Source organism: Dactylosporangium sp. McL0621 (genome assembly GCF_049995355.1).
Taxonomy (GTDB): domain Bacteria; phylum Actinomycetota; class Actinomycetes; order Mycobacteriales; family Micromonosporaceae; genus Dactylosporangium.
The window spans coordinates 6,031,696-6,054,549 of record NZ_CP188259.1; the positions used below are offsets into that span (position 1 = coordinate 6,031,696).

A 22,854-nucleotide genomic window follows, 5' to 3' on the forward strand; every position below is an offset into this window, starting at 1 on the left:
GAACGGAGAGGCACGGCACACAAGGGAGCAAACGATGAGCGACGCGATCGATCAGTTGCGGCAGGAATGGGACACCGACCCCCGCTGGCAGGGGGTGCGGCGCGACTACGACGCGGCGGACGTGGTGCGGCTGCGCGGCGCGATCCAGGAGGAGCACACCCTCGCCCGGCGCGGCGCCGAGCGGCTGTGGTCGCTGCTGCACGACGAGGACTACGTCCACGCCCTCGGCGCGCTCACCGGCAACCAGGCCGTGCAGATGGTCCGGGCCGGCCTGAAGGCCATCTACCTGTCGGGCTGGCAGGTCGCCGCGGACGCCAACCTCTCCGGCCACACGTACCCCGACCAGAGCCTCTACCCGGCGAACTCGGTGCCGGCGGTCGTGCGGCGGATCAACAACGCGCTGCTGCGCGCGGCCCAGATCACCACGGCCGAGGGCGACACCGGCACCGAGTGGCTCGCCCCGATCGTCGCGGACGCGGAGGCCGGCTTCGGCGGGGTCCTCAACGCGTACGAGCTGATGACCGGCATGATCGTCGCGGGCGCGGCCGGCGTGCACTGGGAGGACCAGCTCGCGTCCGAGAAGAAGTGCGGCCACCTCGGCGGCAAGGTGCTCATCCCGACCGGCCAGCACATCCGCACGCTGCAGGCCGCCCGCCTGGCCGCCGACGTCGCCGGGGTGCCGTCGCTGATCGTGGCGCGCACCGACGCGCAGGCGGCGACGCTGCTGACCACCGACATCGACGAGCGCGACGCGCCGTTCGTCACCGGCGAGCGCACCGCCGAGGGCTTCTACCGCTTCGGCAACGGCGTCGACGCGTGCATCGCCCGCGGGATCGCCTACGCGCCGTACAGCGACCTGCTGTGGATGGAGACCAGCACGCCCGACCTCGAGGTCGCGCGGCGCTTCGCCGAGGCCGTCAAGCGCGAGTACCCGGACCAGATGCTGGCCTACAACTGCTCGCCGTCGTTCAACTGGCGCAAGCACCTCGACGACGCCACGATCGCGAAGTTCCAGCGCGAGCTCGGCCACATGGGGTACAAGTTCCAGTTCATCACCCTGGCCGGCTTCCACGCGCTGAACTACTCGATGTTCGACCTGGCGCGCGGGTACGCCAGCGAGGGCATGACCGCCTACGTGGCGCTGCAGGAGCGCGAGTTCGCGGCCGAGGCGCACGGCTACACCGCGGTGAAGCACCAGCGCGAGGTCGGCACCGGCTACTTCGACCTGATCAGCACCGTGCTCAACCCGGCCGGCGAGACCACGGCGCTGCACGGCTCGACGGAACAGGAGCAGTTCGCGTGAGGTACAAGATCAATGGCGTGCTGGCGGCCCGCTACGACGAGGTCCTCACGCCCGGTGCCCTGGAGTTCCTCGTCGCCCTCGACGACCGCTTCGCCGCCCGCCGCGTCGCGCTGCTGGACACCCGCCGCGCCCGCCGGGCCCGCTTCGCCGCCGGCCAGCTGCCCGAGTTCCGGCCCGAGACCGCCGGGGTCCGCGACGACCCGTCGTGGCGGGTCGCGCCGCCGGCCCCCGGGCTGGAGGACCGCCGGGTGGAGATCACCGGGCCGCCCGAGCGCAAGATGACCGTCAACGCGCTCAACTCCGGGGCCAAGGTGTGGCTGGCCGACTTCGAGGACGCGACCGCGCCGACGTGGGACAACGTCATCGGCGGGCAGCTCAACCTCATCGACGCGCTGGACCGCAACCTCGACTTCACCGACGAGCGCGGCAAGCGGTACGCGCTCGGCGACGAGATCGCCACGATCGTCGTGCGGCCCCGCGGCTGGCACCTGGTCGAGAAGTGGATCGTGGTGGACGGCCGCCCGATCTCCGCCAGCCTCGTCGACTTCGGGTTGTTCCTGTACCACTGCGCCTGGCGCCAGCTCGACGCCGGTTCCGGGCCGTACTTCTACCTGCCCAAGCTCGAGGACCACCGCGAGGCGCGGCTCTGGAACGACGTGTTCGTCTTCGCGCAGGAGTACCTGGGCCTGCCGCCGGGCACCATCCGGGCCACGACGCTCATCGAGACCATCACCGCCGCGTTCGAGATGGAGGAGATCCTCTACGAGCTGCGGGAGCACTCGGCGGGCCTGAACGCGGGCCGGTGGGACTACATCTTCAGCATCATCAAGAACTTCGGCCAGTGGTCGGACTTCGTCCTGCCCGACCGCGCCGAGGTCACGATGACGGTGCCGTTCATGCGGGCCTACACCGAGCTGCTCGTGCGCACCTGCCACAAACGCGGCGCCCACGCGATCGGCGGCATGGCCGCGTTCATCCCGAGCCGGGACGCGGCCGCCAACGCGACCGCGTTCGACAAGGTCCGGGCCGACAAGCAGCGGGAGGCCGGCGACGGCTTCGACGGCTCGTGGGTCGCGCACCCGGGCCTGGTGGAGACCTGCCGCGCGGCGTTCGACCCGGTGCTGGGCGACCGGCCGAACCAGCTCGACCGGCTCCGCGACGACGTCGACGTCACCGCCACGGACCTGCTCGCGGTCGACAAGACGCCGGGCCAGGTGACCGCCGAGGGGCTGCGCGCGAACATCTCGGTGGCGCTGCGGTACATCGACGCCTGGCTCGGCGGCACGGGCGCGGTGGCGCTGTCGAACCTCATGGAGGACGCGGCCACCGCCGAGATCGCCCGCTGCCAGGTGTGGCAGTGGCTGCACCACCACACGCCGCTCGCGGGCGGCGGCACGGTGACCGGGGAGACGGTGCGCGCCCTGCTCGCCGAGGAGCTGGCCGCCCTGACCGACGGCCGCACCGGTACCGGGCTCGAGCGCGCCGTCGCCGCGGCCGGGATCGTGGAGCGGGGCGCGCTCGGGGAGTACCTGCCGCCGTTCTTCACCACTGACGCGTACACCCACTTGGCACCGTCGGCATAGATCACCGAGAATCGGCCGCGTGCGAATTCTCGTGGTCGGCGGTAGCGGCCTCATCGGAGCTCATGTTGTGCAGGTGCTGCGCGAGCGGGGGCACGGCGTGACCTCGCTCGCGCGCACCGCCGCGCCCGGCGTCGACCACGCCGTCGACCTGGGCGCGGCGACGCCGGACGAGCTGCGGGCGCTGCTGGACGGCCACGACGGCGTCGTGCACGCCGGCCGCAGCGAGGAGGAGCGCTCGCGGCCCCGGCCGATCCACCCGGCGCTGCGCGGCGAGATGGTCGAGCCGATCGTGCGCCTCTTCACCGCGGCCCGGGCGGCGGGGCTGACCCGCGGCGTGGTCATGGGCTCGTACTACACCCACTTCCACCGCCTCCACCCCGAGTGGCGGCTGCCGGAGCGGCACGTGTACATCCGCTGCCGGGTCGAGCAGGCCGCCGAGGCGCGCGCCGCCGCCGGGCCCGCGCTGCCCGTCGCCGTCGTCGAGCTGCCGTTCGTCTTCGGCCGCGCCGGCGACCGGCTCCCGAACTGGGCGCCGCCGCTGGCCCGCTGGGCCCGTGGCCGGGCGCCGATGCTGGCCCCGCCCGGCGGCACGGCCGCCGTCTCGGTCCGCAGCGTGGCCGAGACCACCGCCGACGCCCTCGAGCGCGGCTCCGGCGAGGACCTCCCGGTGGCCGACGAGAACCTCGCCTGGCGGGACATGCTCGCCCGCATCGCCGCGGCCGCCGGGCACCCGCGACCGGTGCGGCGGCTGCCCGGCGGGCTCCTGCGCGCGGCCACGCGGCTCGGCGGCGCGCTGCAGTCCCTGACCGGCAAGGAGTCGGGCATCAACGCGTCGTACGCGGCCGGTCTCCTGCTGGCCGAGCTGTTCGTCGATCCGCCGAGCGGTCGGGAACTGGACACCGCGATCCGCGAAACGTTCATGGAACGGAATGTCACACCGGATCTCTGACAACCAGTCAAAGATCAGCGCAGGAGAAATACATGCTCCGTCGTACCGTCGCCGTCCTGTTCGCCACCGCGGTCCTCGCCGCCGGATGCTCCGAACCCGCCGTGCACCCGGACCCCGCCGCGCCCGCACCGTCGTCCGCCGCACCCGTCGCCTCGTCCATCGCACCCGGAGCCGCGCCCGCGGACATCGTCAAGCAGGCGGACCTGCAGGCGTTCGCGTTCGCCATGCCCGTGCCGAAGGGCGCCCCGGCGGGCGGGGCGTGGACCGAGCCCCTGGCCGGCGACGAGGGCAACGAGTTCGTCAACTACCTGGACAAGAGCAAGAAGGGCTACCTCACGGTACGGCTCCTCGACTGCCGGATCCCGGCGGCGCAGAGCAACAACAAGTCCTACGGGTGGTGCTTTCTGACCCCCAAGGGCAAGCTCAAGGGGTACCCGCTGGCCGTGTTCGACGACCCCACGAGCCCGGTGCGCGTCGTGACCGCCGGCCACGTCACCGTGTTCGTGGACGTGTGGGTCGGCTTCGACGAGACGTTCAAGGGCCCCGACGTGGAGGCGTTCATCTCCTCGCTCGACCTGGACAAGCTCGCCAAGCTGTGACGTCAGCCGTCGCCGGCGCGCAGGGTCCACGAACGGCCCTGCACGCCGCCGCGGGCCTCGATGTCCGCGGCGAGGCGGCGCTCCGTCGAGCCGTGCACGCCGGGCGCGTCGCCGGCCGCGAGCTCGAAGGCCTCGGCGCGGTAGCCGCGTTCCGCGCTCAGGTCGAAGTAGTCGATGCGGATCGCGGACAGGCCCCGGTCCGTGGTGAGCAGGACGCTGATGCTGCCCTCGCGGTCAGGACACGACGATCCGGTCGATGTCGGGGGCCCAGCCGGTGGCGTTGCCGAACTGGATGGTGTTGGGCCCGGCCTGCAGGTTCACGGTCGCGGTGACCGAGCCGACCGTGTCCCAGCCGCCGGTGGAGGGCGTGCTCACGGTCGGGCCCGCGGCGCCGTTGACGGTGAGCGTCACCGAGCGGGCCGCGCCCGAGGCGTAGTACAGGCGCACGGTCCGGCTGCCGGCCGCGGCCGCGGTGACGTTGTTGAACCGCAGCAGGTTCGCCGTGCCGTTGCCGACGTAGCCGACGACCGCGCCGCCGGAGGCCCCGATCGACGAGCGCACGGCCGCCTGGCCGGCCAGGGTGTTGGCCGACGACTCGGCCTCGTAGGAGCCGCCCGTCGGTTGCGTGCCGCCGCCGATCTGGGCGAGCCAGTGGTCGTTGGCGTTGACCATCGTGAACGTCAGCGCCGGGCAGTCGTAGGCGCTGCCGGGCGGGATGGTGCGCGGGGCCGAGGTGTTCGACGCCGTGGCCGCGACCCAGGCGCCGCCCGAGTAGACCTGCACGCCGCTGCTCTCGAAGCCGCGGCCGTTGAAGGTCTGGCAGTAGTACCCGGCGCCGGTGGCCGGGTTGACCGAGGTGTAGATCTCGAACATGTTCCAGCCGAAGTTGAACTGCGGCAGGTCGTACACGCCGGAGCTGGTGAAGTACGTGTCCCAGGCGTGGGTGACGTAGTTGTAGAGGTACACCGTCCACGTATTGCTCGTCGTCGACGTCCTGTGCTCGTCCATGCTGTAGGCGCGCCGGCCGTTGACCGTGGTCGTGTACGTGTTCAGGAAGTTCGCGTCCATCGGGGTGAGCTTGCCGACGCCGTCGCGGCCGCCGCACCAGTCCCACGCCCACAGGTCCGGGCCGCTCGGCGTGTACGCGGTGGTCAGCTCGATGCACGCGCCGCCGCCGGGCAGGGCGGTCGGCGCGTACACGTAATCCCCGCCGGCCGTCGTGGTCGGCGCGGAGTCCAGCACGCTCTGCGTGGCGTGGATGCCCTGCGTCGTCGCGCTCGGCAGGTTGACGCCCCAGTCGGTGTGCAGCTGCGCGGCCTGGACCGCCGGCTGGGCCGGGGCCCGGTCCGGCTGCCGGGCCTGCGCGAAGCGTTCGAGGGCCGCGCCGCCGGCCGCGCGGGCCGCGGCGCCGGTCAGGCCCGGGACCGTGCCGCGGATCGGGGCGAGGCCGCCGCCGTCCGCCGTCGGCCGGGCCAGCGATCCGGAGTCGGCGGCGGACGCCGCCGGGGCCGCGACCAGCGCGGTGGTGAGGGCGGTCGCGACGGCCAGCGCCGCCGCAAATTTTCGATGCATTTCGTGTACCTCCAGTGCGCACCCGGCCGGCCCCGGCGCACGCGCCAGCGGCCCGGCAGGGGTGGTGACGGGCATGGCGGGGCCCGGGACGCACAGAGCGGGATCGCCGACTGTCTATGCGCTGGAGTACACTGTGAGCGCCGAAAACGTTTTCGGCAAGAGGGTGTGCAGAAGGCTACGAGCCGAGCAGGCCCCGGCGGCGGGCGACCGCGGCGGCGTCGGTGCGCGAGTTCACGCCGAGCTTGGCCAGGATGTTCGTGACGTGCACCCCGGCCGTCTTGACGGCGATGGACAGGCCCTCGGCGATCTGCCGGTTGGTGCGCCCCGCGGCCATGAGCCGCAGCACCTCCTGCTCGCGGTCGGTGAGGCGCGCGGCGCCCGGCTCCAGGCGGCCGCTCTTCTGCAGCGCCGACGCCTCCTCGGCCAGCGGCCGGGCGCCGAGCCGGTGCGCGATCGCGCCGGCCTCGCGGGCCCAGGCCACCGCCGTGGACTTGTCGCGGGCGGCCCGCCCGGCCCGCACCAGGGTCTGGGCCACGCGATACGGGTGCCCGGCGGCCCGCCACGCGGCGATCGCCTCGTCCCAGCGCCGGGCCACGGTGAGGCTCGCGGCCCGCTGGACGGGGCCGTTGACCGGCAGCCGCTGGGCGAAGCGCCGGTCGGGCTCGGGCAGGGCCAGCAGCAGCGACCAGGCGAGGGCCGGGTGGGACGGCAGCTGCCGGTCGTCCAGCGGCGCGCCCGCGCCGAGCAGCGTGTGCAGCTCCCACAGCGGAATCAGGAACTGCCGGCCGGTGTAGCGCTCGCCCAGCAGCGTCTCGGCCGTGCGCACGGCGGCCGCGGCGCGCTCGCGGTCGCCGGTGAGCGCGTCGAGGCGGCCGGCGGCGATGGTGAGCACCGCGCGGTACAACGGCGGCGGCTCCAGCGCGAGCGCCTCCCCGGCGACCGCGCGGGCCCGCGGCCACTCGCCGAGCGCGGTGAGCGACGCGGTGAGCGCGGCCGCGAGCATGGGGCCCCGGACCGGCCGGAGCCCGCCCCGCCGCGCGGTCGCCAGCCCCGCCTCGGCCGCCTCGGCCGCGGCCCGGGACTCGCCGGCGGCCTCGAGCGCGCTCGCCTCCATGACCCGCGCGAGCAGCTCGGTGTCGTCGTCGCCGCCCTCGCGGGCCAGCGCGACCGCCTCCCGGGCCCGGGCGACGGCGATGCGCGAGCCGCTGGTCTGCGGGTCGGCGCCCGAGCCGGGGTCGGCGGCCTCGGCCGCGAGGGTGACGAGGGCGAGGGCGCGCACGGCCGGGTCGCGGTCGGCCGCCGCGTCCTCGGCGAGGGCGTAGGCCTCGGGGGAGCGCGACAGCGCCTCGAGCCGGCTGGCCAGGGTGGCCCGGATGCGGTGGTTGCGGGGCTGCAGGGCCAGGGCGGCGCGGAGGTCCTCGATGCCGTCGTCGCCGCCGCGGTACCGCAGCAGGCTCCGGGTCTCCAGCAGCAGCGCGGTGCGGGCCGGGTCGCGGGTGTTCGCCAGCGCCTCGGCGGTCAGGGCCAGGCCGCGCTCCAGCGCCCCGGCGTGCGATGCGGCGACGGCGGCGGCCATGAGCACCGCGACCCGGTCGGTGCGGGTGCGGAACTCCGGGTCGAAGACGCGCTCCCAGGTGGCCGCGACCCGCTCGAGCATCCGCAGCCGGCCCCCGTGGGCGGAACGGGCCACGGCGGCGGCGCGCCAGGCGGCGTCGAAGGCACGGTCGGCGTCGCCGGCCGCGTGCCAGTGCTCGGCCAGCTCGACGAGCGCGGCGGTGGCCGGGCGGAACCCGAGGGTGATCGCGCCGGCGGCGAGGCGGTGCAGGCGGGCGCGCTCGGCGGGGCGCAGGTCGTCGAGGACGGCGGCGCGGATCAGGTCGTGCCGGAAGCGGTACCCGCCCGCGCGCGCGAGCAGCAGGCCCGCCTCGACGGCCGGGGCCAGGGGCTCGTCCGGGGGCCCGGTGATCTTCTGCAGGAGGCTCCGGTCGACGTCGCGGCCGAGGACGGCGGCGACCCTTACCGCGGCGCGGCTCTCGGGCGGCAGCGCGCGGAACGGGGCCAGCAGCGGGTCGGCGTCCGGGTGGGCCGCCAGCGCCAGGAGCAGCAGCGGGTTGCCCTGGGCCTGCCGGATCAGGGCGGCGTCCGCGCGCCCCAGCAGCTGGGCCGCGGCGTCGTCGGCGAGCGGGCCGAGCGTGACACGTTCGGCGCCGGGCACGTCGCCGGCCAGCGCGCCGGGCGTGACGCGTTCGGCGCCGTACGTGGCCACGACCAGCACGCCCGGCCGGTTCAGCATCGCCGCGAGGCAGCCGAGGAGCTCGCGGCTGGCCTGGTCGGCCCGGTCCAGGTCCTCGAGCACGAGCACCACCGGCGCGGCCGCCTCGATCCGGGCGACGAGCTCGGCCTTCACCGGGTCGGCGGCGCGTTCGGCCTTCGCCGGGTGGGCGGCGCGTTCGGCCTTCGCCGGGTGGGCGGCGCGTTCGGCCTTCGCCGGGTCGGCGGCGCGCTCGGCCTTCGCCGGGTCGGCGGCGCCGAGCGCGGCCAGGAACGGCGCGTAGGGCTGGGCGTCGCCGCCGATCGACGGCGCCTCCCCGACCAGCACGTCCGCGTCGACGGTCGCGGCGAACGCGGTCACGAGCGCGGTCTTGCCGATGCCGGCGCCGCCCTCGACGAGGACCACGCCCGGGCGGGCCGCGGCGGCCCGCCAGGCTTCGTGCAGGACGGTCAGCTCGCAGTCGCGCCCGATGATGTGCACCCCATCAATCTAAAGACCCCGTCAGCGCCCGCCGCAGCTCGGGCTCCAGCGCGGTCTCGAACGCCGCGTCCGGGCGCGCCCCGACCGCCGCGATCACGGTGCTGAAGAAGCAGCGCGCGGCCGCGGTCAGGGCCACGTCGAGGATCTCCGCGTCGCTCAGGCCGTGCCCGCGCAGCACGTCGACCTCCGCGGCGGTGATGCCGTTGGGGTCGGCCGCGACCCGCTCGGCGAAGTCCATCACCGCGGCGTCGGCCGGGGACAGGCCCGCATCGGCGTGGTCGGTGGCGATGCGGGCCACGGTTTCGGCGTCGTAGAAGCGGTCGCGCAGGACGGCGCCGTGGGCGAGCCTGCAGTACCGCGAGCCGAGGCGGCGCGCGGCCGCGAGGGTGGCCAGCTCGTAGCGGCGCAGGTCCATCGTGGACTTGACGGCGCCGTTGAGGGCCGCCCACGCGGCGACGGCCGCCGGGCGCCAGGCGAGGGCCCGGGTGTAGTTGGCGACGTAGCCGAGCCGTTCGCGGTCGGCGGCGTAGAGGCTTTCGACGCCGGGGTCGGTCTCGGGCGGGTCGGACAGGAAGGACATGCCCGCACGTTAGGCCCGCGGCGGCGCCCCCGCATGGGCGAAGTCACCCATGTTGCGATTCTTACGGTCTTCTGGCGCGTCCGTACCGCGCCGACGTCGCGCCTTGCCGGAGCAGTGAACTGCGTTAGTGTTCTGCGCGTGCAGGTGTTGATGGTGGCGCCACCAGGCGCGGGCAAGGGCACTCAGGGTGCCGTGATCGCCGAGCACTTCGACATCCCGCGCGTGGCCATAGGCGACCTGTTGCGCCGCAACGTGGCCGAGGGCACCGAACTCGGCCGCCGGGTCCAGCCGCTGCTGGCCCGCGGCGAACTGGTCCCCGACGACGTCGTCCTCGACCTGCTGCGCCAGGGCCTGACCGAGGCCCGCGCGAACGGCGGCGGCTACGTCCTGGACGGCATCCCGCGCACGATGTCGCAGGCCCTGGCGGCGTACCGGGTGGCCTACGCCCTCGGCATGACCGCCGAGGTCGCCCTGCACCTGCGGGCCGACGACGACGAGCTGCTGCGCCGCCTGCTCAAGCGGGCCGAGATCGAGCACCGCACCGACGACACCGAGCCCGTGATCCGCCAGCGCCTCAAGCTCTACCGCGAGGTCACCCAGCCGGTCCTGGCCTTCTACGCCCGGCGCGGCATCCTGCTGACCGTCGACGCGATGCGCCCGGTCGAGGAGGTCAGCGCCGACGTGCTCGCGGAGCTGGAAGCCCGCTCGGCGCGCTGACGTCCATGGCCCGCATGCTGGTGGTGACGGTGTGCTCGGCGGCCTCGTACTTCGCCGCGCTGTCCCTGCGCCTGCTCGCCGACGAGCCGCACACCGGGTGGAACGGCCTTGCGCTCACCGTCGCCGCCGCGGTCGCCACCGCCGTCGGAACCGCTCTGCCCCAGGTCGTCCTGGGCGGGCATCGGCGGGAGTTCGTGGTTCGGCCGGGCCGGTTCGTGGCGCCGTCCTCCCCGGCCCTGCGGGCCACGGTCCAGGCCCTCGCCCTCGCGACGTTCGCCCTGATCCCGGTGGTCGTCCGGCACGTCCACGTGCTGCGGCTCGGGGCCGACACGCCGGCGATCGTGGGGTTCGGCACGCTGGGCGTGGTCGGAGTGCTCGCCGCGGTGCGGTGCTGGCAATACACGGTCGTGCTCGACCCCGGCGGCGTCACCGTGCACGCCTTCGCCTCCCCGGCCGACCGCGCGCCCTGGGAGAAGATCCGGGCCGGCCGGGTGGAAGGCCGGGCGTTCCTGCGGGCCGTCGACCCGGCCTTCATCGAGCGGGCGATCCGGGCACTACCGCGACCATCCCGAGCATCGCGCCGCGATCGGTACCGCGGCCGAGCACACCCGGCTCCTCGCCGCGCTCGCCGAGGAGGAACGGGAGCAAAGTGTTTCGCCCGGTAGCGCTTGAGTTGCCGGTCTGCTCGCGCTCGCGCGCATGCAGAGCATGGACGACAGCATCGGGCGGATCCGCCGCCTCCATCACCAACCGGCTGCGCCCGGTCGTCGTGGCCATGGACGCGATGGCCGAGGGCGACCTGTCGCGCACCGTGGCCGTCGGCGGCCGCGACGAGATCGGCACCATGGCCGGCGCCGTGGACCGGGCCACCGCCAGCGTGCGGCAGACCAGCCGCAGCGTGGAGGCGGGCCGCCGGGCCGGCGGCGAGCTGTCGGGCCTGTCGACGGAGCTGCAGCAGCTCGTGGGGCGCTTCAAGCGCGTGTGATACTGCCCGCATGAGGCTGGTGCAGATCGCTCAGCGCGCCGAGGACCTCGGCCGGGCCGCCCGCTGGTACGCCGACCTGCTCGGCACCGCCCCGGCGGCCACCTTCGACCCGCCGGGCCTGGTCTTCTTCGACCTGGACGGCACGCGGCTGCTGCTGGAACGCAACGCCACCGCGGCCCTGCTCTACCTCGCCGTCGACGACATCGACGCCACCGTCGAGCGCCTGCGCGCGGCCGGCACCGCGGTCCGCTCCGAGCCCCACGTGATCTTCACCCACGCCGACGACACCCTCGGGCCGGCCGGGGCCGCGGAGTGGCAGGCGTTCGTGGAGGACAGCGAGGGCAATCTCGTCGGGCTCGTGGAGCACCGGGCCGCATGAGCAACCTCCTGCGGATCGGCATCCTCGGCGCGGCCCGGATCGCGCCCGCCGCGCTGGTGCGCCCCGCCCGGGACGTGCCGCTGGTCAAGGTCGCCGCGGTGGCCGCCCGCGACCGGGCCCGCGCCGAGGCGTTCGCGGCCAAGCACCGCATCGGCGCCGTGCACGCCGGCTACGCCGAGCTCGTCGCCGACCCGGACCTCGACGCCGTGTACAACCCGCTGCCCAACGGCCTGCACCACGAGTGGACCCTCGCCGCGCTCGCCGCCGGCAAGCACGTGCTGTGCGAGAAGCCGCTGACCGCCAACGCCGCCGAGGCGCGCGAGGTCGCCGCGGCCGCCGAGCGGGCCGGGCTCGTCGTGATGGAGGCGTTCCACTACCGGTACCACCCCCTGATCCAACGGGTCCTGGAGCTGCTGCCGACGCTGGGGGAGCCGCGGCACATCGAGACCGCCCTGTGCGCGCCGATGCCGAGGTTCTCCGACATCCGGTACGACCTCAGCCTCGCCGGCGGCGCCATGATGGACATGGGCAGCTACACGGTGCACGCGCTGCGGACCTTCGGCGGCGCCGAGCCCGAGGTGGTCGCGGCGCGGGCCACGCTGCAGAAACCGGACGTGGACCGGGCCATGGTCGCGGAGTACCGCTTCCCGGGCGGCGCCACCGGCCGCACCACCGCCAGCCTCTGGTCCCGCCGCGTGCTCGACCTCTCCGCGCGCTACACGGGCTCGGAGGGCTCCCTGAAGATCTTCAACTACCTGATGCCCAACGTGTACCACCGCCTGACGGTCACGCGCGCGGGCCGCACGACGCGCGAGAAGGTGCCGGGCGAGGCGACGTACGTCCACCAGCTGCGCGCCTTCGCCGCCGCGGTGCTCGACGGCGGCCCGAACCTCACCCCGCCGGAGGACTCGGTGCGCACGATGACGGTGATCGACGCCGTGTACCGCGCCGCCGGCCTGAACGTCCGCGGCACCGGCTGACGGCGCCCGGCACGGTCAGGTCGCGGCGCGCAGGGCGGCCTCGAGCAGCGCCCGCGCGGTGCCCCGGACCGTCCGGGCCGCCTCCTCGCGGGTCTGGCCGGCGATGTCGACGAGCCAGACGAGCGTCTCGATCCCCGTCGCCGAGCGGATCGCGACGGCGAGCGCGCGCACGTCGACGCCCGGGTGCCGCGCGCGCACCGGACGCAGCCCGTCCTCGATCCAGCCGATCGCGCGGCCCTGGCGCAGCGCCGGGCGCTCGGCCGGGGTGCGGCCGCCGGGCTCGAGGGAGAGCCGCAGTGAGGTGCGCAGCTGAGGTTCCCAGGCGAAGTTGTACTCCGTGAAGGCCGCCAGGCACGCATCGAGCCGGGCGAACGGCTCGTCAGGGGCGTCGTCGCCGAGCAGCGTGTCCGGCGAGATCTGCGGATGCGCCGCGAGCAGCAGGCTGCGCTGGTTCGGGAAGTACCGGTACGCGGTCGTTCGCGAGATCCCGGCCCGCGCGGCGGCGTCCTCGACCTGCGGGCTCAGCCCGTCGCCGAGCAGTTCACGGGTCGCCTCGACGAGCGCCTGTCGGGTCCGCGACTTCTGCCCGGTGCGGCCTGTCGCTTCATATGGAACTGCCATCGCCAAGATGGTACCGTGGTCCCATGGTACTCAAGTCCCACGAAACCACCGCGGACCCCGTGGTGACGGATCCCGGCCTCTACCGGGTCGTGTTCGAGAACGAGCGGGTGCGCGTGCTGGAGTACCGCGACCAGCCGGGCGACCGCACCCATGAGCACCACCACCCCGACAGCGTCCTCGTGCCGGTGTGCGCCTTCGAGCGCCGCGTCTCCTCGGGCGGGCGTACCGCCGAGGTCTCCCTGGAGGCCGGGCAGGCGCGATGGGTGGGCGCGCAGGATCACATCGGCGAGAACGTCGGCTCCACCGACTCGTTCGCGCTGCTGGTGGAGCTGAAGGAGCCCGCCCCGAATCCGCCGGTGGGCCCGGCGCCACTGGGGCCGAGCTAGGTCCGGCGCGCGCCGCGCGGGGGCGGCACCAGGTGGGCCGCTAGCTCCGGCGCGCGCCGCGCAGGAGCAGCACCAGGCCGATGACGGCGACGATCGGGCCGATGATCGCCCACTGGGTCGAGCCGCTCATGGAGCTGCCGCCCAGCACATCCAGCCCCTGCAACGTCCACACGATCCCGGCGAGGAGGGCGAGCGCGCCGACGATGAGCAACACCCAACGCATGCGCACAGCCTGCACCCCCGCCGGGCCGTGCACAACGTTCGTTCTCGTTCGGTAAGAATTCCGCGCGCTGATACCGTTGGGCCGATGATCCGGATCGGTCTTGTCGGCGCCGGGCCCTGGGCCAACATGTTCACCGCGCCCATGCTGGCCGCGGCGCCCGACGTGTCGCTCGACGTGGTCTGGGCGCGCCGGGCCGAGGCCGCCGCCGCGGTGGCCGACCGGCACGGCGCCACCGCGGTCGGCTCGTTCGAGGACCTGCTGTCGGCCTGCGACGCGGTGGCGTTCACGGTGCCGCCCGACGTGCAGGCCGAGCTCGCCGTCGCCGCGGCCCGCGCCGGCCGGCACCTGCTGCTGGAGAAGCCGGTCGGGTTCACCGTCGCCGCCGCGGAGGCGGTCGCCACGGCCGCCGACGCCGCCGGCGTCGCGACCCAGCTGATGCTCACCTACCGCTACACCGCCCAGGTGCGCACGTTCCTCGCCCGGGCCGCCGGCGCGCGGCCCGGCTACGTGCGGGTCGCGTACTTCGGCGGCGGTGCGCTCGACGGCTCGCCGTTCGCCACGCCGTGGCGGCGGGAGGCCCAGGCCGTCCTGCCCGACCTCGGGCCGCACACCCTCGACCTGCTCGAGGCGACGGCCGGCCCGGTTGCCGAGCTCCGCGCGGCCGAGGCCGGCGAGGTGGTGACCGTGACGACCGTGCACGAGGGCGGCGCCCGCGGCCACGTCGCGATCTCCGGCACCACGCCGGGCCCCGGCGGGGTCCTGGAGGCCGAGGCCGTCACGACCGCCGGCCGGGTGCACCTCGCCGACCCGACGCCCTACGAGCCGGGCGACGTCCAGCGCACCATCGTCGAGGAGTTCGTCCGCACGGTACGCGGCGCGCGACGGCAACCCCTCGACATCCACCACGGCGTCCGCCTGCAGCGCCTGATCGCGGCCACCGCCACGGCGATCCGCACCGGCGAGGCGGTCCGCCCGTGACCGAACGGCCGGACCGGACCGGCCGCCGGGCAACGCGGACTCAGCCGGCGGCGTAGAGGGCCGCGACCGCCAGCCCCGCCTCGCGCAGGGCCGCGCGGACCGGCGCCGGCGACAGCACCTCCACGCGGGCGCCCAGCCCGAGCAGGCTGCCCACCGTGTGCTCCGTGCCGTTGAACGACAGCTCCAGCCGGGTGCCCGCGCCGCCCGTCAGGTGCCGGGCCAGCAGCCGGCGCGCGAGGGCGGCCGCCGACGGCTGGACCTCGGCGACGACCGCCAGGTCGCGCGGGCGGGACTCGACGCCGGAGCGCAGGGCGGCCCACGTCGCGGCCAGGTCGAAGCCGGGCGGGCGTCCGGCCGCGTCCGGGCGGGCGGTGCAGGCGTCGATGCGAGCCACGCGCAGCAGGGCCGGCTCGGCCGTCACCAGGTACCAGACGCCCGCCTTGGCCACCAGGCCCACCGGGTCGACCGTCCGGCGGCCGGCCCGGCCCTCGCTGTCGCGGTACACCACGTCGAGACGCCGGCCCCGCAGCAGCGCCTCGTGGACGGCGGGCAGGTGGGGGACCGGCTCGCCCGAGCGCATCCACGGGTCGACGTCCACGAGCACGTGGCTGCGCCCGTCGGCCAGGCCGCCGCGCAGGGCCCCGCCGCCGGCGCCGGTCAGCTTCTCCAGCGCGGTGTCGAGGGCGTCGCCCAGGCCCAGGTCGCCGGCGAGGCGCGACTGGCCGACGGCCAGGCCCGCACCCTCGGCCCGGCTCAGGTTGGCCAGGCCCGCCCGGTACGTGTCCAGCAGCCGCACCCCGCCGTTGCGCCCCCGCTCGGTGTACACCGGAATGCCCGCCCCGCTCAGCGCCTCCACGTCGCGCAGCACGGTGCGGACCGACACGCCCAGGCGCTCGGCCAGCTCCGGGGCGGCCGCGCCCGGGCGGGCCTGCAGGAGCAGGACGAGGGAGAGGAGGCGATCGCCGCGCATGCCTGCGAAGGTACCGCGGAAAACATGACAACACGTGTCGTGTTTTGCCCGGCAGGATCTGCGACATGCACACACGCATCACGGGGCCCTACGACATGGCCCGGCAGCAGGAGTTCTTCGGCGGCTGGGTGCAGCCCGCCGACGACCCGAGCTCGATCCTCATGGCGTTCCCGGTCGAGGGCTGGGAGCACTCCGCCGCGGTCGTGCTCCGCCAGGACGGCGACGCGGTCACCGGCACGGTCACCGGGCCGGCCGCGGCCTGGGAGCAGGCGCTCGCCACGCTGTCGCTGGACGAGGACGGCACCGGCTGGGACGCGGTCGGCGAGCGCGACCCGGTCATCGGGGAGCTGCAGCGCGAGCACGCGTACCTGCGGCCGGTGCTGTTCCACTCGCCGTACGAGGCGGCCTGCGCGTTCGTCATCGGCCACCGCCTGCGCATCACCCAGCAGCGGGTTATCCGCGCCCGCATCTCGCGGGACTTCGGGGCGGCGATCGAGGCCGGCGGGCGGGTCGTGCACGCGTTCCCCACGCCGCAGGTGCTGCGCGGCCGGACCGAGCTGCCGGGCGTCGACGCGGAGAAGGTGGCGCGGCTGCACGGGATCGCCGACGCCGCGCTCGACGGGCGCCTCGACCGCGCCCGGCTGCGGGCGCTGCCGCTCGCCGAGGCCTACGCCGACGTGAAGCGGCTGCGGGGGATCGGCGACTTCTTCGCCACCGGGATCGTGCTGCGCGGGGCCGGCCGGGCCGACGCCGTCCCCGCCGAAGGGTTCACCCGATCCGGGATCCGCCGGTTGTACCGCATGAGTCAGGACCCCACCGACGCCGAAATGCTGCGCATCGCCGAACCGTGGCGGCCCTTCCGCATGTGGTGCTCGGTGCTCGTGCACGCGAGCGAACGGCAGGCTCAAAAAAGTACGACCTGAACAGCAACGGCGGGGGGAACGGACCTCGTTGTCCGTTCCCCCCGCCGCCACCCGCGCCGGATCAGCGCAGCAGGGACAGCACGTTCTGCGGCGCCTGGTTGGCCTGCGCGAGCATGCTCGTGCCGGCCTGGGTCAGGATCTGCGAGCGGGTGTACGACACCATCTCCTGCGCCATGTCGGTGTCACGGATGCGGGACTCGGACGCGGACAGGTTCTCCACCGCCACGTTGAGGTTGTTGATGGTGTGCTCGAAACGGTTCTGGTACGCACCGAGCGTCGCCCGGGCGGTCGAGACGCCCTTGATCGCCGTGTCGATCGCGGCGATCGCGGCCGTGCCGGACGTGGTCAGGTCCAGCGACGCCACGCCGAGGCCGGTCGAGTCGAACCCGGTCACGCCGGTGACGCTGCCGAACGCGGCCGTACCCAGGTTGACGCTGATCTGGTCGGACGTCGAGCCGTTGGCGCCGACCTGGAACGCGCCCGTGTACGCGCTGGCGGTCGACAGCAGCTTCTGGCTGCCGAACGCGGTGGTCGAGGCGATCCGGTCCAGCTCCTGGTTGAGCTGCGAGAACTCGGTCTGCGCGGCGGAGCGGGCGTCGGAGTCCTGGGAACCGGTCGAGGAGGCCTGCACGGACAGGTCACGCATGCGCTGCAGGATCGAGTGGGTTTCGGGTCAGTGCGCCTTCAGCGGTCTGCACGACGCTGATGCCGTCCTGGGCGTTGCGCACGGCGACCTTCAGGCCGCCGATCTGCGAGCGCAGGCCCTCGGAGATGGACAGGCCGGCCGCGTCGTCCGCGGCCCGGTTGATCCGGTAGCCCGAGGACAGCTTCTCCAGCGACTTGCTCATCTGGCTGTCGGTGACCGACAGGTTCCGGTAGGCGTTCTGCGCGGCCATGTTGTTGTTGATGCGAAGACCCATGGTGTCCTCCTTGGATGCGGGTCCGGGCCGGCGGCCGTCCTTGGCCGCCGTTGCCAGTGCCATCGCCCGCCCCGTTTCCCAGCTGAGGAAACGCCCGCCGAACTGCCCGATCGGATGACAGGACCCGCGCTAGTCCAGCGCCAGGAGGTCCTCGACGAGGCGCAGCGCCCGCGCGTCAAGCTCCGCGCGCAGCATCGGATCGGCCGGGGTCGTCGTGCGGTACAGCACCACCGAGCGCGACCCGTCGTCGCTCACCCCGTTGCAGGTGGCGGTGCCCGGCACGTCGCCCGGGTGCGACCAGAACCCGCCGCCGGCGGTCGGCACCCGGAACGCGCCCAGCCCGAACCCGAGGCCGGCGCGCACGTCCTGGTACGGCCCGGCGGGCACGGTCCGGTCCAGCTCCGCGAGAGCGTCCGGGCCGAGCAGCTCCCCGCGGCGCAGCGCGCACCAGAACCGAGTCAGGTCGGCGGTCGTGCTCACCAGGCCGCCGGCCGCGTCCAGCGCCGTCGGGTTGAGCTCGGTGACGTCCAGCAGCGGTCCGCCCGGCACCAGCTGCTGGTAGGCGCGGGCCGAGGAGCGCGGCAGCGACGGGTGGTCGTACGGGAAGTAGGTGTCGCGCAGCCCGAGCGGCCGGGCGATCCGGTTGCGCACCTGCTCGGCCCAGGACCGGCCGGTGACCGCGAGCACCACGAGGCCCGCGAGCACGTAGTCGGTGTGCGAGTAGGTCCACTGCGTCCCCGGTACCGCCGCCGGCCCGTGGCGCAGCGCGACGAGCGCCTCCGGGTCGTGGTGGGCGAGCCGCGGTCCGCCCGCGAGCGCCCCGATGTAGTCGGGCAGCCCGCTGGTGTGCTGCAGCAGGTGCCGCACCGTGACGCGCGGGTCCGTCAGCACCCCGGGCAGCAGCGCCGCGACCTCGTCGTCGAGCGACAGGCGGCCCTCGGCGGCGAGCTGGAGTACCACCGCCGCCGTGAAGGCCGCCGTCGCGCCGCCGATCCGGAAGCGCCCCGCGGCCGGCATCCCCGCCCCGGCCCACGCGACGACGTCCCGCCCGCCGGCGTGCACCTGCCCCTGCGCCCCCGTGACGCCGAGCCGGCACAGGTCGTCGAGGGCCGTCCGCAGCACCGCTTCGAGGTCGTGCCGTTCGGCGACGGCGATGGTCTCCCGCATGCTCACCAGCCTGCACCGGACCGGGCCCCGGATCGATCCCGCCAGCTTGCCGCCGAAAGGTAGGGCCAGCGGTAGTGACTTCCGGCCGACCCTCCATGATGGGGTGTGACCTTTCGTGCCGCCGACGCCGCCGACGTGCCCGCGATCGTCGACCTCGTCCAGTCCGCCTATCGCGGCGACAGCAGCCGGGCCGGGTGGACCACCGAGGCCGACCTGCTCGACGGGCAGCGTACCGACCCCGCCATGGTCGCCGCGGCGATCACCGAGCCGGGCAGCACGGTGCTCCTCGCGCTCGACGACGCCGGCGCGATCGTGGCCTCCGCGCAGCTGGAGCAGCGGGACGGGTACGCCTACTTCGGCATGTTCGCCGTCGACCCGGGCCGCCAGCGCGGCGGCTTCGGGGCGCGGCTGCTGGGCGAGGCCGAGCGCTTCGCCCGCGACGAGTGGGACGCGGCCGAGGTGCGCATGACCGTCATCGTGCAGCGCGAGGACCTCATCGCCTGGTACGAGCGGCACGGGTACGCGCGCACCGGCGAGATCAGCCCGTTCCCGTACGGCGACGAGCGCTTCGGCGTGCCCCGCCGCCCGGACCTCGCCTTCGAGACGCTCGTCAAGAAGGTCGCGTGAGCGGTCCGGAGCGCAGCGGAGGGGCCTATAGTTCAAGCGGCCGGAGCGAAGCGGAGGACGCATGAACTTCGATGGGGCGGCCCCGCATTACACGATCGGGCGGCGGCCGTATCCGAACGAGTTCGCCGCGGCGCTGCGGGACGAGCTGGGCCTGGACGGCACCGGCCGGCTGCTCGACGTCGGCTGCGGCCCCGGCTCGCTCACCACGCTGCTCGCCCCGCTGTTCGCGGCGGCCGTCGGGGTCGACCCCGACGCCGGCATGATCGCCGAGGCGGCCCGCCGCGCCCCGGAGATCGAGTGGCACGTCCTGCGCGGCGAGGACCTGCCCGCGGGCCTCGGCACCTTCCGCGTGGTCACGTTCGCGCAGTCGTTCCACTGGATGGACCAGCCCCTGGTCGCCGCGCGGGTGCGCGGCATGCTGGAGCCCGGCGGCGCCTGGGCGCACGTCGGCGGCAACACCCACCGCGGCGTCGACGGCGACGACGAGCTGCCGTGGCCGCGCCCGCCGTGGGACGCGATCGACGACCTGGTGCGCAGCTACCTGGGCCCGCGCGGCGCCACCCGCGCCGGCGAGGAGGACGTGATGCGCGCGGCCGGCTACCGGGGCCCGGTCCGGCTCACCCCGTGGCCGGGCGAGGTCGTGGAGCGCTCCGCCGACGAGCTGGTCTCCGCGGTGTACTCCCTGTCGAGCTCGACCCCGCCCCGGTTCGGCGAGCGCCGGGCGGCCTTCGAGTCGGACCTGCGCCGCCGGCTGGCCGAGGCCTCGCCGGCGGGCCGGTTCGCCGAGCGCATGGGGCCGCCCGACCTCATCGTATGGCGGCCCTGATCCCGGTCGGCGCACGGCCGAGCAGCGCCCGCAGATCGCCGGTCTGCCGCTCCAGGAGGCCCGCCTTCGCCAGGCCGTGCAGGTAGCCCATCGGGCCCGCGGGCGGCTCCTCGCGGTACGGGATGCCGAGCAGCGCGGCCAGCTCCGGGTACGTCCATAGTGGACCCGTGAGGTCGTGGGCGCGGCCGCCGGGCCCGTCGCCGGTGAGGACCGCGGCCGCCGCCTCCGCGAGGTCGGCCCGGGTCGCGGTGTTGAGGCCGCGGCCACCGGTACCGCTGCTCAGCTCGCTCCGTTCCCGCAGCCCGGGATGCGCGAACGCCTCGGTGTAGAACGGGTTGCGCAGCATCGTGTACGGCACCCCGGCCGCGCGGATCAGGGCCTCCGTCGCGTGGTGGGCCTCGGTCACGCCCGGCCCGGCTCGCTCGGCCCCGAGCAGGCTCGTGTACGCGAGCAGCTTCACGTGACCGGCCGCGGCGATCGCGTTGCGGTGCTGGGCCACCCGGCGCGCCGGGTCCAGCTCCGGCGAGGAGATGAGCAGCAGCCGGTCGACGCCGGCGAACGCGGCCGCGAGGCTCTCCGGTTCGTCGTAGTCGCCGCGGCGCGCCTCGACGCCGTCGATGCGGCCCGGGTCGCGCACGACTGCGACGATCCGCTCGCGCGGGACGCGTTCCCGGAGCCGTTCGAGCACGAGCCGGCCCAGGGCGCCCGTCGCGCCGGTGACCGCGATGATGTCCGTCGTCACGCGCCAAGATTCACATGCTTGTCAACGCGTTTTACCCTGGGCGCCGTGACGGTACTGGGGCGGTCCGTCGCGGTCGGGGGAGCCTTCCTGCTGGTCGCGACCATCTGGTTGACGGCCGACAGCGGCGGTCGGGCCCCGTCCGGGCCGCTGTGGCCCGTCGCGGCCGCCGCGGTGGTCCTGATCGTGGTGTGGCGCGACGCGCAGGGCATCCGGTCGGCGCGCCTGGCGCGGGCCCTGGCCGGGGCCGCGGTCGTCGCGGCGGTGCTGGGCTGGCTCGTCGCGGCGGACCCGGCCGCCGGGCCGTTCTGGCCGGCCGTCGTGACCGGGCTGCTCCTCGTCGCGCTCGGGCTCGCGGCGCCGGCCGGCACCCGCCCGCGCGAGGGCCGTGCGGCCGCCCGCTTCGCCCTGCGCGACGGCGCCCCGCTGCCGGTCGACACCCTCGCCCCGGCCGGAGAGGGCGCTCCTGACCTCGGCGAGCCCCCGAAGTTCGCGGGCGGCCTGCTGCTCGTCGCCGCCCGCCGTCCGGCCCGCGGCACGATCGCGATCGGGTGACCGGTTCAGGCGTCATTTGATCAGGCCTCGGCCTGTTCCAGCACCGCCTCGGCGCGCTCCGGGCTGCCCTCGGCCAGGCCGCGGTCGATCGCGCGGCGGGACGCGAGCCACATGACGGCGCCGACCAGGAAGACGATGCCCTCGGTGACGGTCAGGGCCCAGATGATGCCGGGCAGCCCGAACCAGACGTTGCCCAGCAGCACGATCGGGATGAACAGCACGCCCTGGGCGGTGGACATCACGATCGCCGGTACCGCGCGGCCGGTCGCCTGGAACAGCGAGGTGATCAGGCCCCGGAAGCCGTTCACGACCATGGCCACGAGCTGGGCCAGCAGGATCGTGACGCCGATGCCGAGCGCCGAGCGGTCGGCCAGGAACGCGGTGAGCACCTGCTCGCGGAAGACGAACACCGCCGTGGAGAAGACCAGCACGATGGCGCCGACCGTGAACGCCGAGCCGCGCAGGGCGGCCGTGAGACGGGTGCGGTCGCCCTTGCCGTACGAGTACGCCAGCAGCGGCAGCACGCCGATCGTGACCCCCATGACCAGGAACTCCGGCACCTGGGCGATGCGCACCGCGACGCCCATGGCGGCGAGCGGGCCGTCGCCGTACGCGACCGCGAGGCGGTTGAGCACCAGGCTGGTGACGATGAGGAAGGCGGCCTGCAGCAGCTCGCCGACGCCGACGCCGAAGACCGGCCTGAGCACGGCGGGGGACAGCGTGAACCAGCGCGGCGCGAGGTTCACGTGCTCGCTGTGCCGCTGCAGCCAGAAGGCGAAGTAGGCGACGCTGACGAGGTTCGCGAGGCCGACCGACAGCGCCGCGCCGGCCACGCCCCAGGGCAGGACCAGGATGAACAGCACGTCGAAGACGAGGTTGGCGACGGTGGAGGCGATCAGCCCGATCATGGCCTGGCGGGCGGCGCCCTCGGCCCGCACGAGCTGCTCGAGGCAGAACGCCGCGGCCAGTACCGGCACGAAGGCGAGCATGACGATGACGTAGTCGTTCGTCGCCGGTACCGCCGCGTCGTCGGCTCCCAGCAGGGCCACCAGCGGGTGCAGGAAGAGCAGGCCGAGACCGCCGAAGAACGCCCCGGCGCCGACCGCGCCCCAGAGGGCGAACGACGAGACGCGCTTGATCTCGCCGGCCTTGGCGGGTTCGTGCTCCGACGCGCCGAGCAGCCGGGAGATGAGCGCGCTGCCGCCGACGCCGAACACGCTGCCGACGGCCATGACCAGGCCGAGCAGCGGGGTGCCGAACGTGATCGCGGCGAGCAGGGCGGTGTTGTGCAGCGAGCCGATGAAGCCGGCGTTGATGACGTTGTAGACGGCGCCGACGATCATCGCGGCGGCCATCGGGACGCAGAGGTGGACGAGGGCGCGGGCGATCGGGGCCGCGGACAGGTACCAGCGGTTGGTGCCGGCGGCGTCGGCCGTCGGGTTCTCGAGGGTAGCGGTGCTCATGGCTGCTCCTCACCGGGGCAGTTGATTGCGGGCAGGCTTGATCGCGCGGCGGCGGTC

26 protein-coding genes are annotated in these 22,854 nt (G+C 74.7%); 15 read left to right on the forward strand and 11 right to left on the reverse strand.

The window, feature by feature from the left end; genetic code table 11:
• Positions 1-34 precede the first annotated feature (34 nt).
• From aceA to ACPPVO_RS28605, 4 genes are read left to right on the forward strand one after another with little or no spacing between them, the layout of a single operon-like run.
• Positions 35-1,303 (forward strand): isocitrate lyase, encoded by a 1,269-nt coding sequence (gene aceA, locus ACPPVO_RS28590; protein WP_360370973.1) that lies wholly within the window; start codon positions 35-37, stop codon positions 1,301-1,303.
• Positions 1,300-2,886, forward strand: a complete 1,587-nt coding sequence (gene aceB / locus ACPPVO_RS28595) for a malate synthase A (RefSeq protein ID WP_426514235.1) — start codon at positions 1,300-1,302, stop codon at positions 2,884-2,886. Before aceA ends, aceB begins: the two co-directional genes overlap by 4 nt.
• A 19-nt stretch (positions 2,887-2,905) precedes the next feature.
• Positions 2,906-3,835 carry an NAD(P)H-binding protein gene (locus ACPPVO_RS28600; protein WP_426514236.1) on the forward strand — a complete coding sequence of 310 codons (930 nt, stop codon included), beginning with the start codon at positions 2,906-2,908 and terminating at the stop codon, positions 3,833-3,835.
• Between the two features lie 32 nt (positions 3,836-3,867).
• A complete protein-coding gene (locus tag ACPPVO_RS28605) occupies positions 3,868-4,434 on the forward strand; it encodes a hypothetical protein (RefSeq protein WP_426514237.1) in 567 nt (188 codons plus the stop codon).
• A gap of 234 nt (positions 4,435-4,668) precedes the next feature.
• Here ACPPVO_RS28605 and ACPPVO_RS28610 read toward each other — a convergent pair whose 3' ends face one another.
• The 3 genes from ACPPVO_RS28610 to ACPPVO_RS28620 form a co-directional block, all read right to left on the reverse strand.
• A complete protein-coding gene (locus tag ACPPVO_RS28610) occupies positions 4,669-6,006 on the reverse strand; it encodes a carbohydrate-binding protein (protein ID WP_426514238.1) in 1,338 nt (445 codons plus the stop codon).
• Between the two features lie 175 nt (positions 6,007-6,181).
• On the reverse strand, positions 6,182-8,758 hold the full coding sequence (locus ACPPVO_RS28615) for an AAA family ATPase (protein WP_426514239.1): 2,577 nt from the start codon (positions 8,756-8,758) through the stop codon (positions 6,182-6,184).
• A gap of 4 nt (positions 8,759-8,762) precedes the next feature.
• Positions 8,763-9,338: a carboxymuconolactone decarboxylase family protein gene (locus ACPPVO_RS28620; RefSeq protein ID WP_426514240.1), complete on the reverse strand. Its 576-nt coding sequence runs from the start codon at positions 9,336-9,338 to the stop codon at positions 8,763-8,765.
• A gap of 138 nt (positions 9,339-9,476) precedes the next feature.
• Between ACPPVO_RS28620 and ACPPVO_RS28625 the strand changes: the two genes are divergently transcribed.
• The 5 genes from ACPPVO_RS28625 to ACPPVO_RS28645 are packed head-to-tail and all read left to right on the forward strand — an operon-like array spanning position 9,477 to position 12,399.
• Positions 9,477-10,055 carry an adenylate kinase gene (locus ACPPVO_RS28625; protein WP_426514241.1) on the forward strand — a complete coding sequence of 193 codons (579 nt, stop codon included), beginning with the start codon at positions 9,477-9,479 and terminating at the stop codon, positions 10,053-10,055.
• 5 nt (positions 10,056-10,060) lie between these two features.
• Complete coding sequence (locus ACPPVO_RS28630; RefSeq protein WP_426514242.1) at positions 10,061-10,720, forward strand: hypothetical protein; 660 nt, start codon at positions 10,061-10,063, stop codon at positions 10,718-10,720.
• The gene (locus ACPPVO_RS28635; RefSeq protein ID WP_426514243.1) at positions 10,705-11,040 is read left to right on the forward strand and encodes a HAMP domain-containing protein; all 336 of its coding nucleotides are present in this window, start codon (positions 10,705-10,707) and stop codon (positions 11,038-11,040) included. The genes ACPPVO_RS28630 and ACPPVO_RS28635 overlap by 16 nt, the downstream gene beginning before the upstream one ends.
• A 10-nt stretch (positions 11,041-11,050) precedes the next feature.
• Complete coding sequence (locus tag ACPPVO_RS28640) at positions 11,051-11,419, forward strand: VOC family protein (protein WP_360370997.1); 369 nt, start codon at positions 11,051-11,053, stop codon at positions 11,417-11,419.
• Positions 11,416-12,399 (forward strand): Gfo/Idh/MocA family protein, encoded by a 984-nt coding sequence (locus ACPPVO_RS28645; RefSeq protein ID WP_426514244.1) that lies wholly within the window; start codon positions 11,416-11,418, stop codon positions 12,397-12,399. The genes ACPPVO_RS28640 and ACPPVO_RS28645 overlap by 4 nt, the downstream gene beginning before the upstream one ends.
• Positions 12,400-12,414: 15 nt before the next feature.
• On the opposite strand, the gene ACPPVO_RS28650 is transcribed toward ACPPVO_RS28645, so the two are convergent.
• Positions 12,415-13,020 (reverse strand): TetR/AcrR family transcriptional regulator, encoded by a 606-nt coding sequence (locus ACPPVO_RS28650; protein WP_426514245.1) that lies wholly within the window; start codon positions 13,018-13,020, stop codon positions 12,415-12,417.
• A 23-nt stretch (positions 13,021-13,043) separates the two neighbouring features.
• Between ACPPVO_RS28650 and ACPPVO_RS28655 the strand changes: the two genes are divergently transcribed.
• Positions 13,044-13,406 (forward strand): cytoplasmic protein, encoded by a 363-nt coding sequence (locus tag ACPPVO_RS28655; RefSeq protein ID WP_426514246.1) that lies wholly within the window; start codon positions 13,044-13,046, stop codon positions 13,404-13,406.
• Positions 13,407-13,446: 40 nt separating this feature from the next.
• Here ACPPVO_RS28655 and ACPPVO_RS28660 read toward each other — a convergent pair whose 3' ends face one another.
• On the reverse strand, positions 13,447-13,629 hold the full coding sequence (locus ACPPVO_RS28660) for a hypothetical protein (RefSeq protein ID WP_360371008.1): 183 nt from the start codon (positions 13,627-13,629) through the stop codon (positions 13,447-13,449).
• An 84-nt stretch (positions 13,630-13,713) separates the two neighbouring features.
• Here ACPPVO_RS28660 and ACPPVO_RS28665 point away from each other — a divergent pair, with 84 nt between their 5' ends.
• Entirely contained in the window at positions 13,714-14,607 is an 894-nt protein-coding gene (locus ACPPVO_RS28665) for a Gfo/Idh/MocA family protein (RefSeq protein WP_426514247.1), read from the forward strand.
• Between the two features lie 40 nt (positions 14,608-14,647).
• Here ACPPVO_RS28665 and ACPPVO_RS28670 read toward each other — a convergent pair whose 3' ends face one another.
• A complete protein-coding gene (locus ACPPVO_RS28670) occupies positions 14,648-15,577 on the reverse strand; it encodes a helix-turn-helix transcriptional regulator (RefSeq protein ID WP_426514248.1) in 930 nt (309 codons plus the stop codon).
• A gap of 65 nt (positions 15,578-15,642) precedes the next feature.
• Between ACPPVO_RS28670 and ACPPVO_RS28675 the strand changes: the two genes are divergently transcribed.
• A complete protein-coding gene (locus ACPPVO_RS28675) occupies positions 15,643-16,500 on the forward strand; it encodes a DNA-3-methyladenine glycosylase family protein (protein ID WP_426514249.1) in 858 nt (285 codons plus the stop codon).
• A gap of 61 nt (positions 16,501-16,561) precedes the next feature.
• Here ACPPVO_RS28675 and ACPPVO_RS28680 read toward each other — a convergent pair whose 3' ends face one another.
• The 3 genes from ACPPVO_RS28680 to ACPPVO_RS28690 all read right to left on the reverse strand — a co-directional run bounded on the left by ACPPVO_RS28680 (position 16,562) and on the right by ACPPVO_RS28690 (position 18,587).
• Positions 16,562-17,146 (reverse strand): flagellin, encoded by a 585-nt coding sequence (locus tag ACPPVO_RS28680; RefSeq protein ID WP_426514250.1) that lies wholly within the window; start codon positions 17,144-17,146, stop codon positions 16,562-16,564.
• The gene (locus ACPPVO_RS28685) at positions 17,139-17,420 is read right to left on the reverse strand and encodes a hypothetical protein (RefSeq protein ID WP_426514251.1); all 282 of its coding nucleotides are present in this window, start codon (positions 17,418-17,420) and stop codon (positions 17,139-17,141) included. Before ACPPVO_RS28685 ends, ACPPVO_RS28680 begins: the two co-directional genes overlap by 8 nt.
• A 129-nt stretch (positions 17,421-17,549) precedes the next feature.
• Positions 17,550-18,587: a serine hydrolase domain-containing protein gene (locus ACPPVO_RS28690; RefSeq protein ID WP_426514252.1), complete on the reverse strand. Its 1,038-nt coding sequence runs from the start codon at positions 18,585-18,587 to the stop codon at positions 17,550-17,552.
• A gap of 105 nt (positions 18,588-18,692) precedes the next feature.
• Here ACPPVO_RS28690 and ACPPVO_RS28695 point away from each other — a divergent pair, with 105 nt between their 5' ends.
• The gene (locus tag ACPPVO_RS28695) at positions 18,693-19,214 is read left to right on the forward strand and encodes a GNAT family N-acetyltransferase (RefSeq protein WP_426514253.1); all 522 of its coding nucleotides are present in this window, start codon (positions 18,693-18,695) and stop codon (positions 19,212-19,214) included.
• Between the two features lie 61 nt (positions 19,215-19,275).
• Positions 19,276-20,040: a class I SAM-dependent methyltransferase gene (locus ACPPVO_RS28700; protein WP_426514254.1), complete on the forward strand. Its 765-nt coding sequence runs from the start codon at positions 19,276-19,278 to the stop codon at positions 20,038-20,040.
• On the opposite strand, the gene ACPPVO_RS28705 is transcribed toward ACPPVO_RS28700, so the two are convergent.
• Positions 20,021-20,782, reverse strand: a complete 762-nt coding sequence (locus ACPPVO_RS28705; RefSeq protein WP_426514255.1) for an NAD(P)H-binding protein — start codon at positions 20,780-20,782, stop codon at positions 20,021-20,023. The genes ACPPVO_RS28700 and ACPPVO_RS28705 overlap by 20 nt on opposite strands.
• A 45-nt stretch (positions 20,783-20,827) precedes the next feature.
• Between ACPPVO_RS28705 and ACPPVO_RS28710 the strand changes: the two genes are divergently transcribed.
• Positions 20,828-21,334, forward strand: a complete 507-nt coding sequence (locus ACPPVO_RS28710) for a hypothetical protein (protein ID WP_426514256.1) — start codon at positions 20,828-20,830, stop codon at positions 21,332-21,334.
• Positions 21,335-21,354: 20 nt separating this feature from the next.
• Here ACPPVO_RS28710 and ACPPVO_RS28715 read toward each other — a convergent pair whose 3' ends face one another.
• Positions 21,355-22,797 carry an MATE family efflux transporter gene (locus ACPPVO_RS28715; RefSeq protein ID WP_426514257.1) on the reverse strand — a complete coding sequence of 481 codons (1,443 nt, stop codon included), beginning with the start codon at positions 22,795-22,797 and terminating at the stop codon, positions 21,355-21,357.
• Positions 22,798-22,854: the final 57 nt, after the last annotated feature.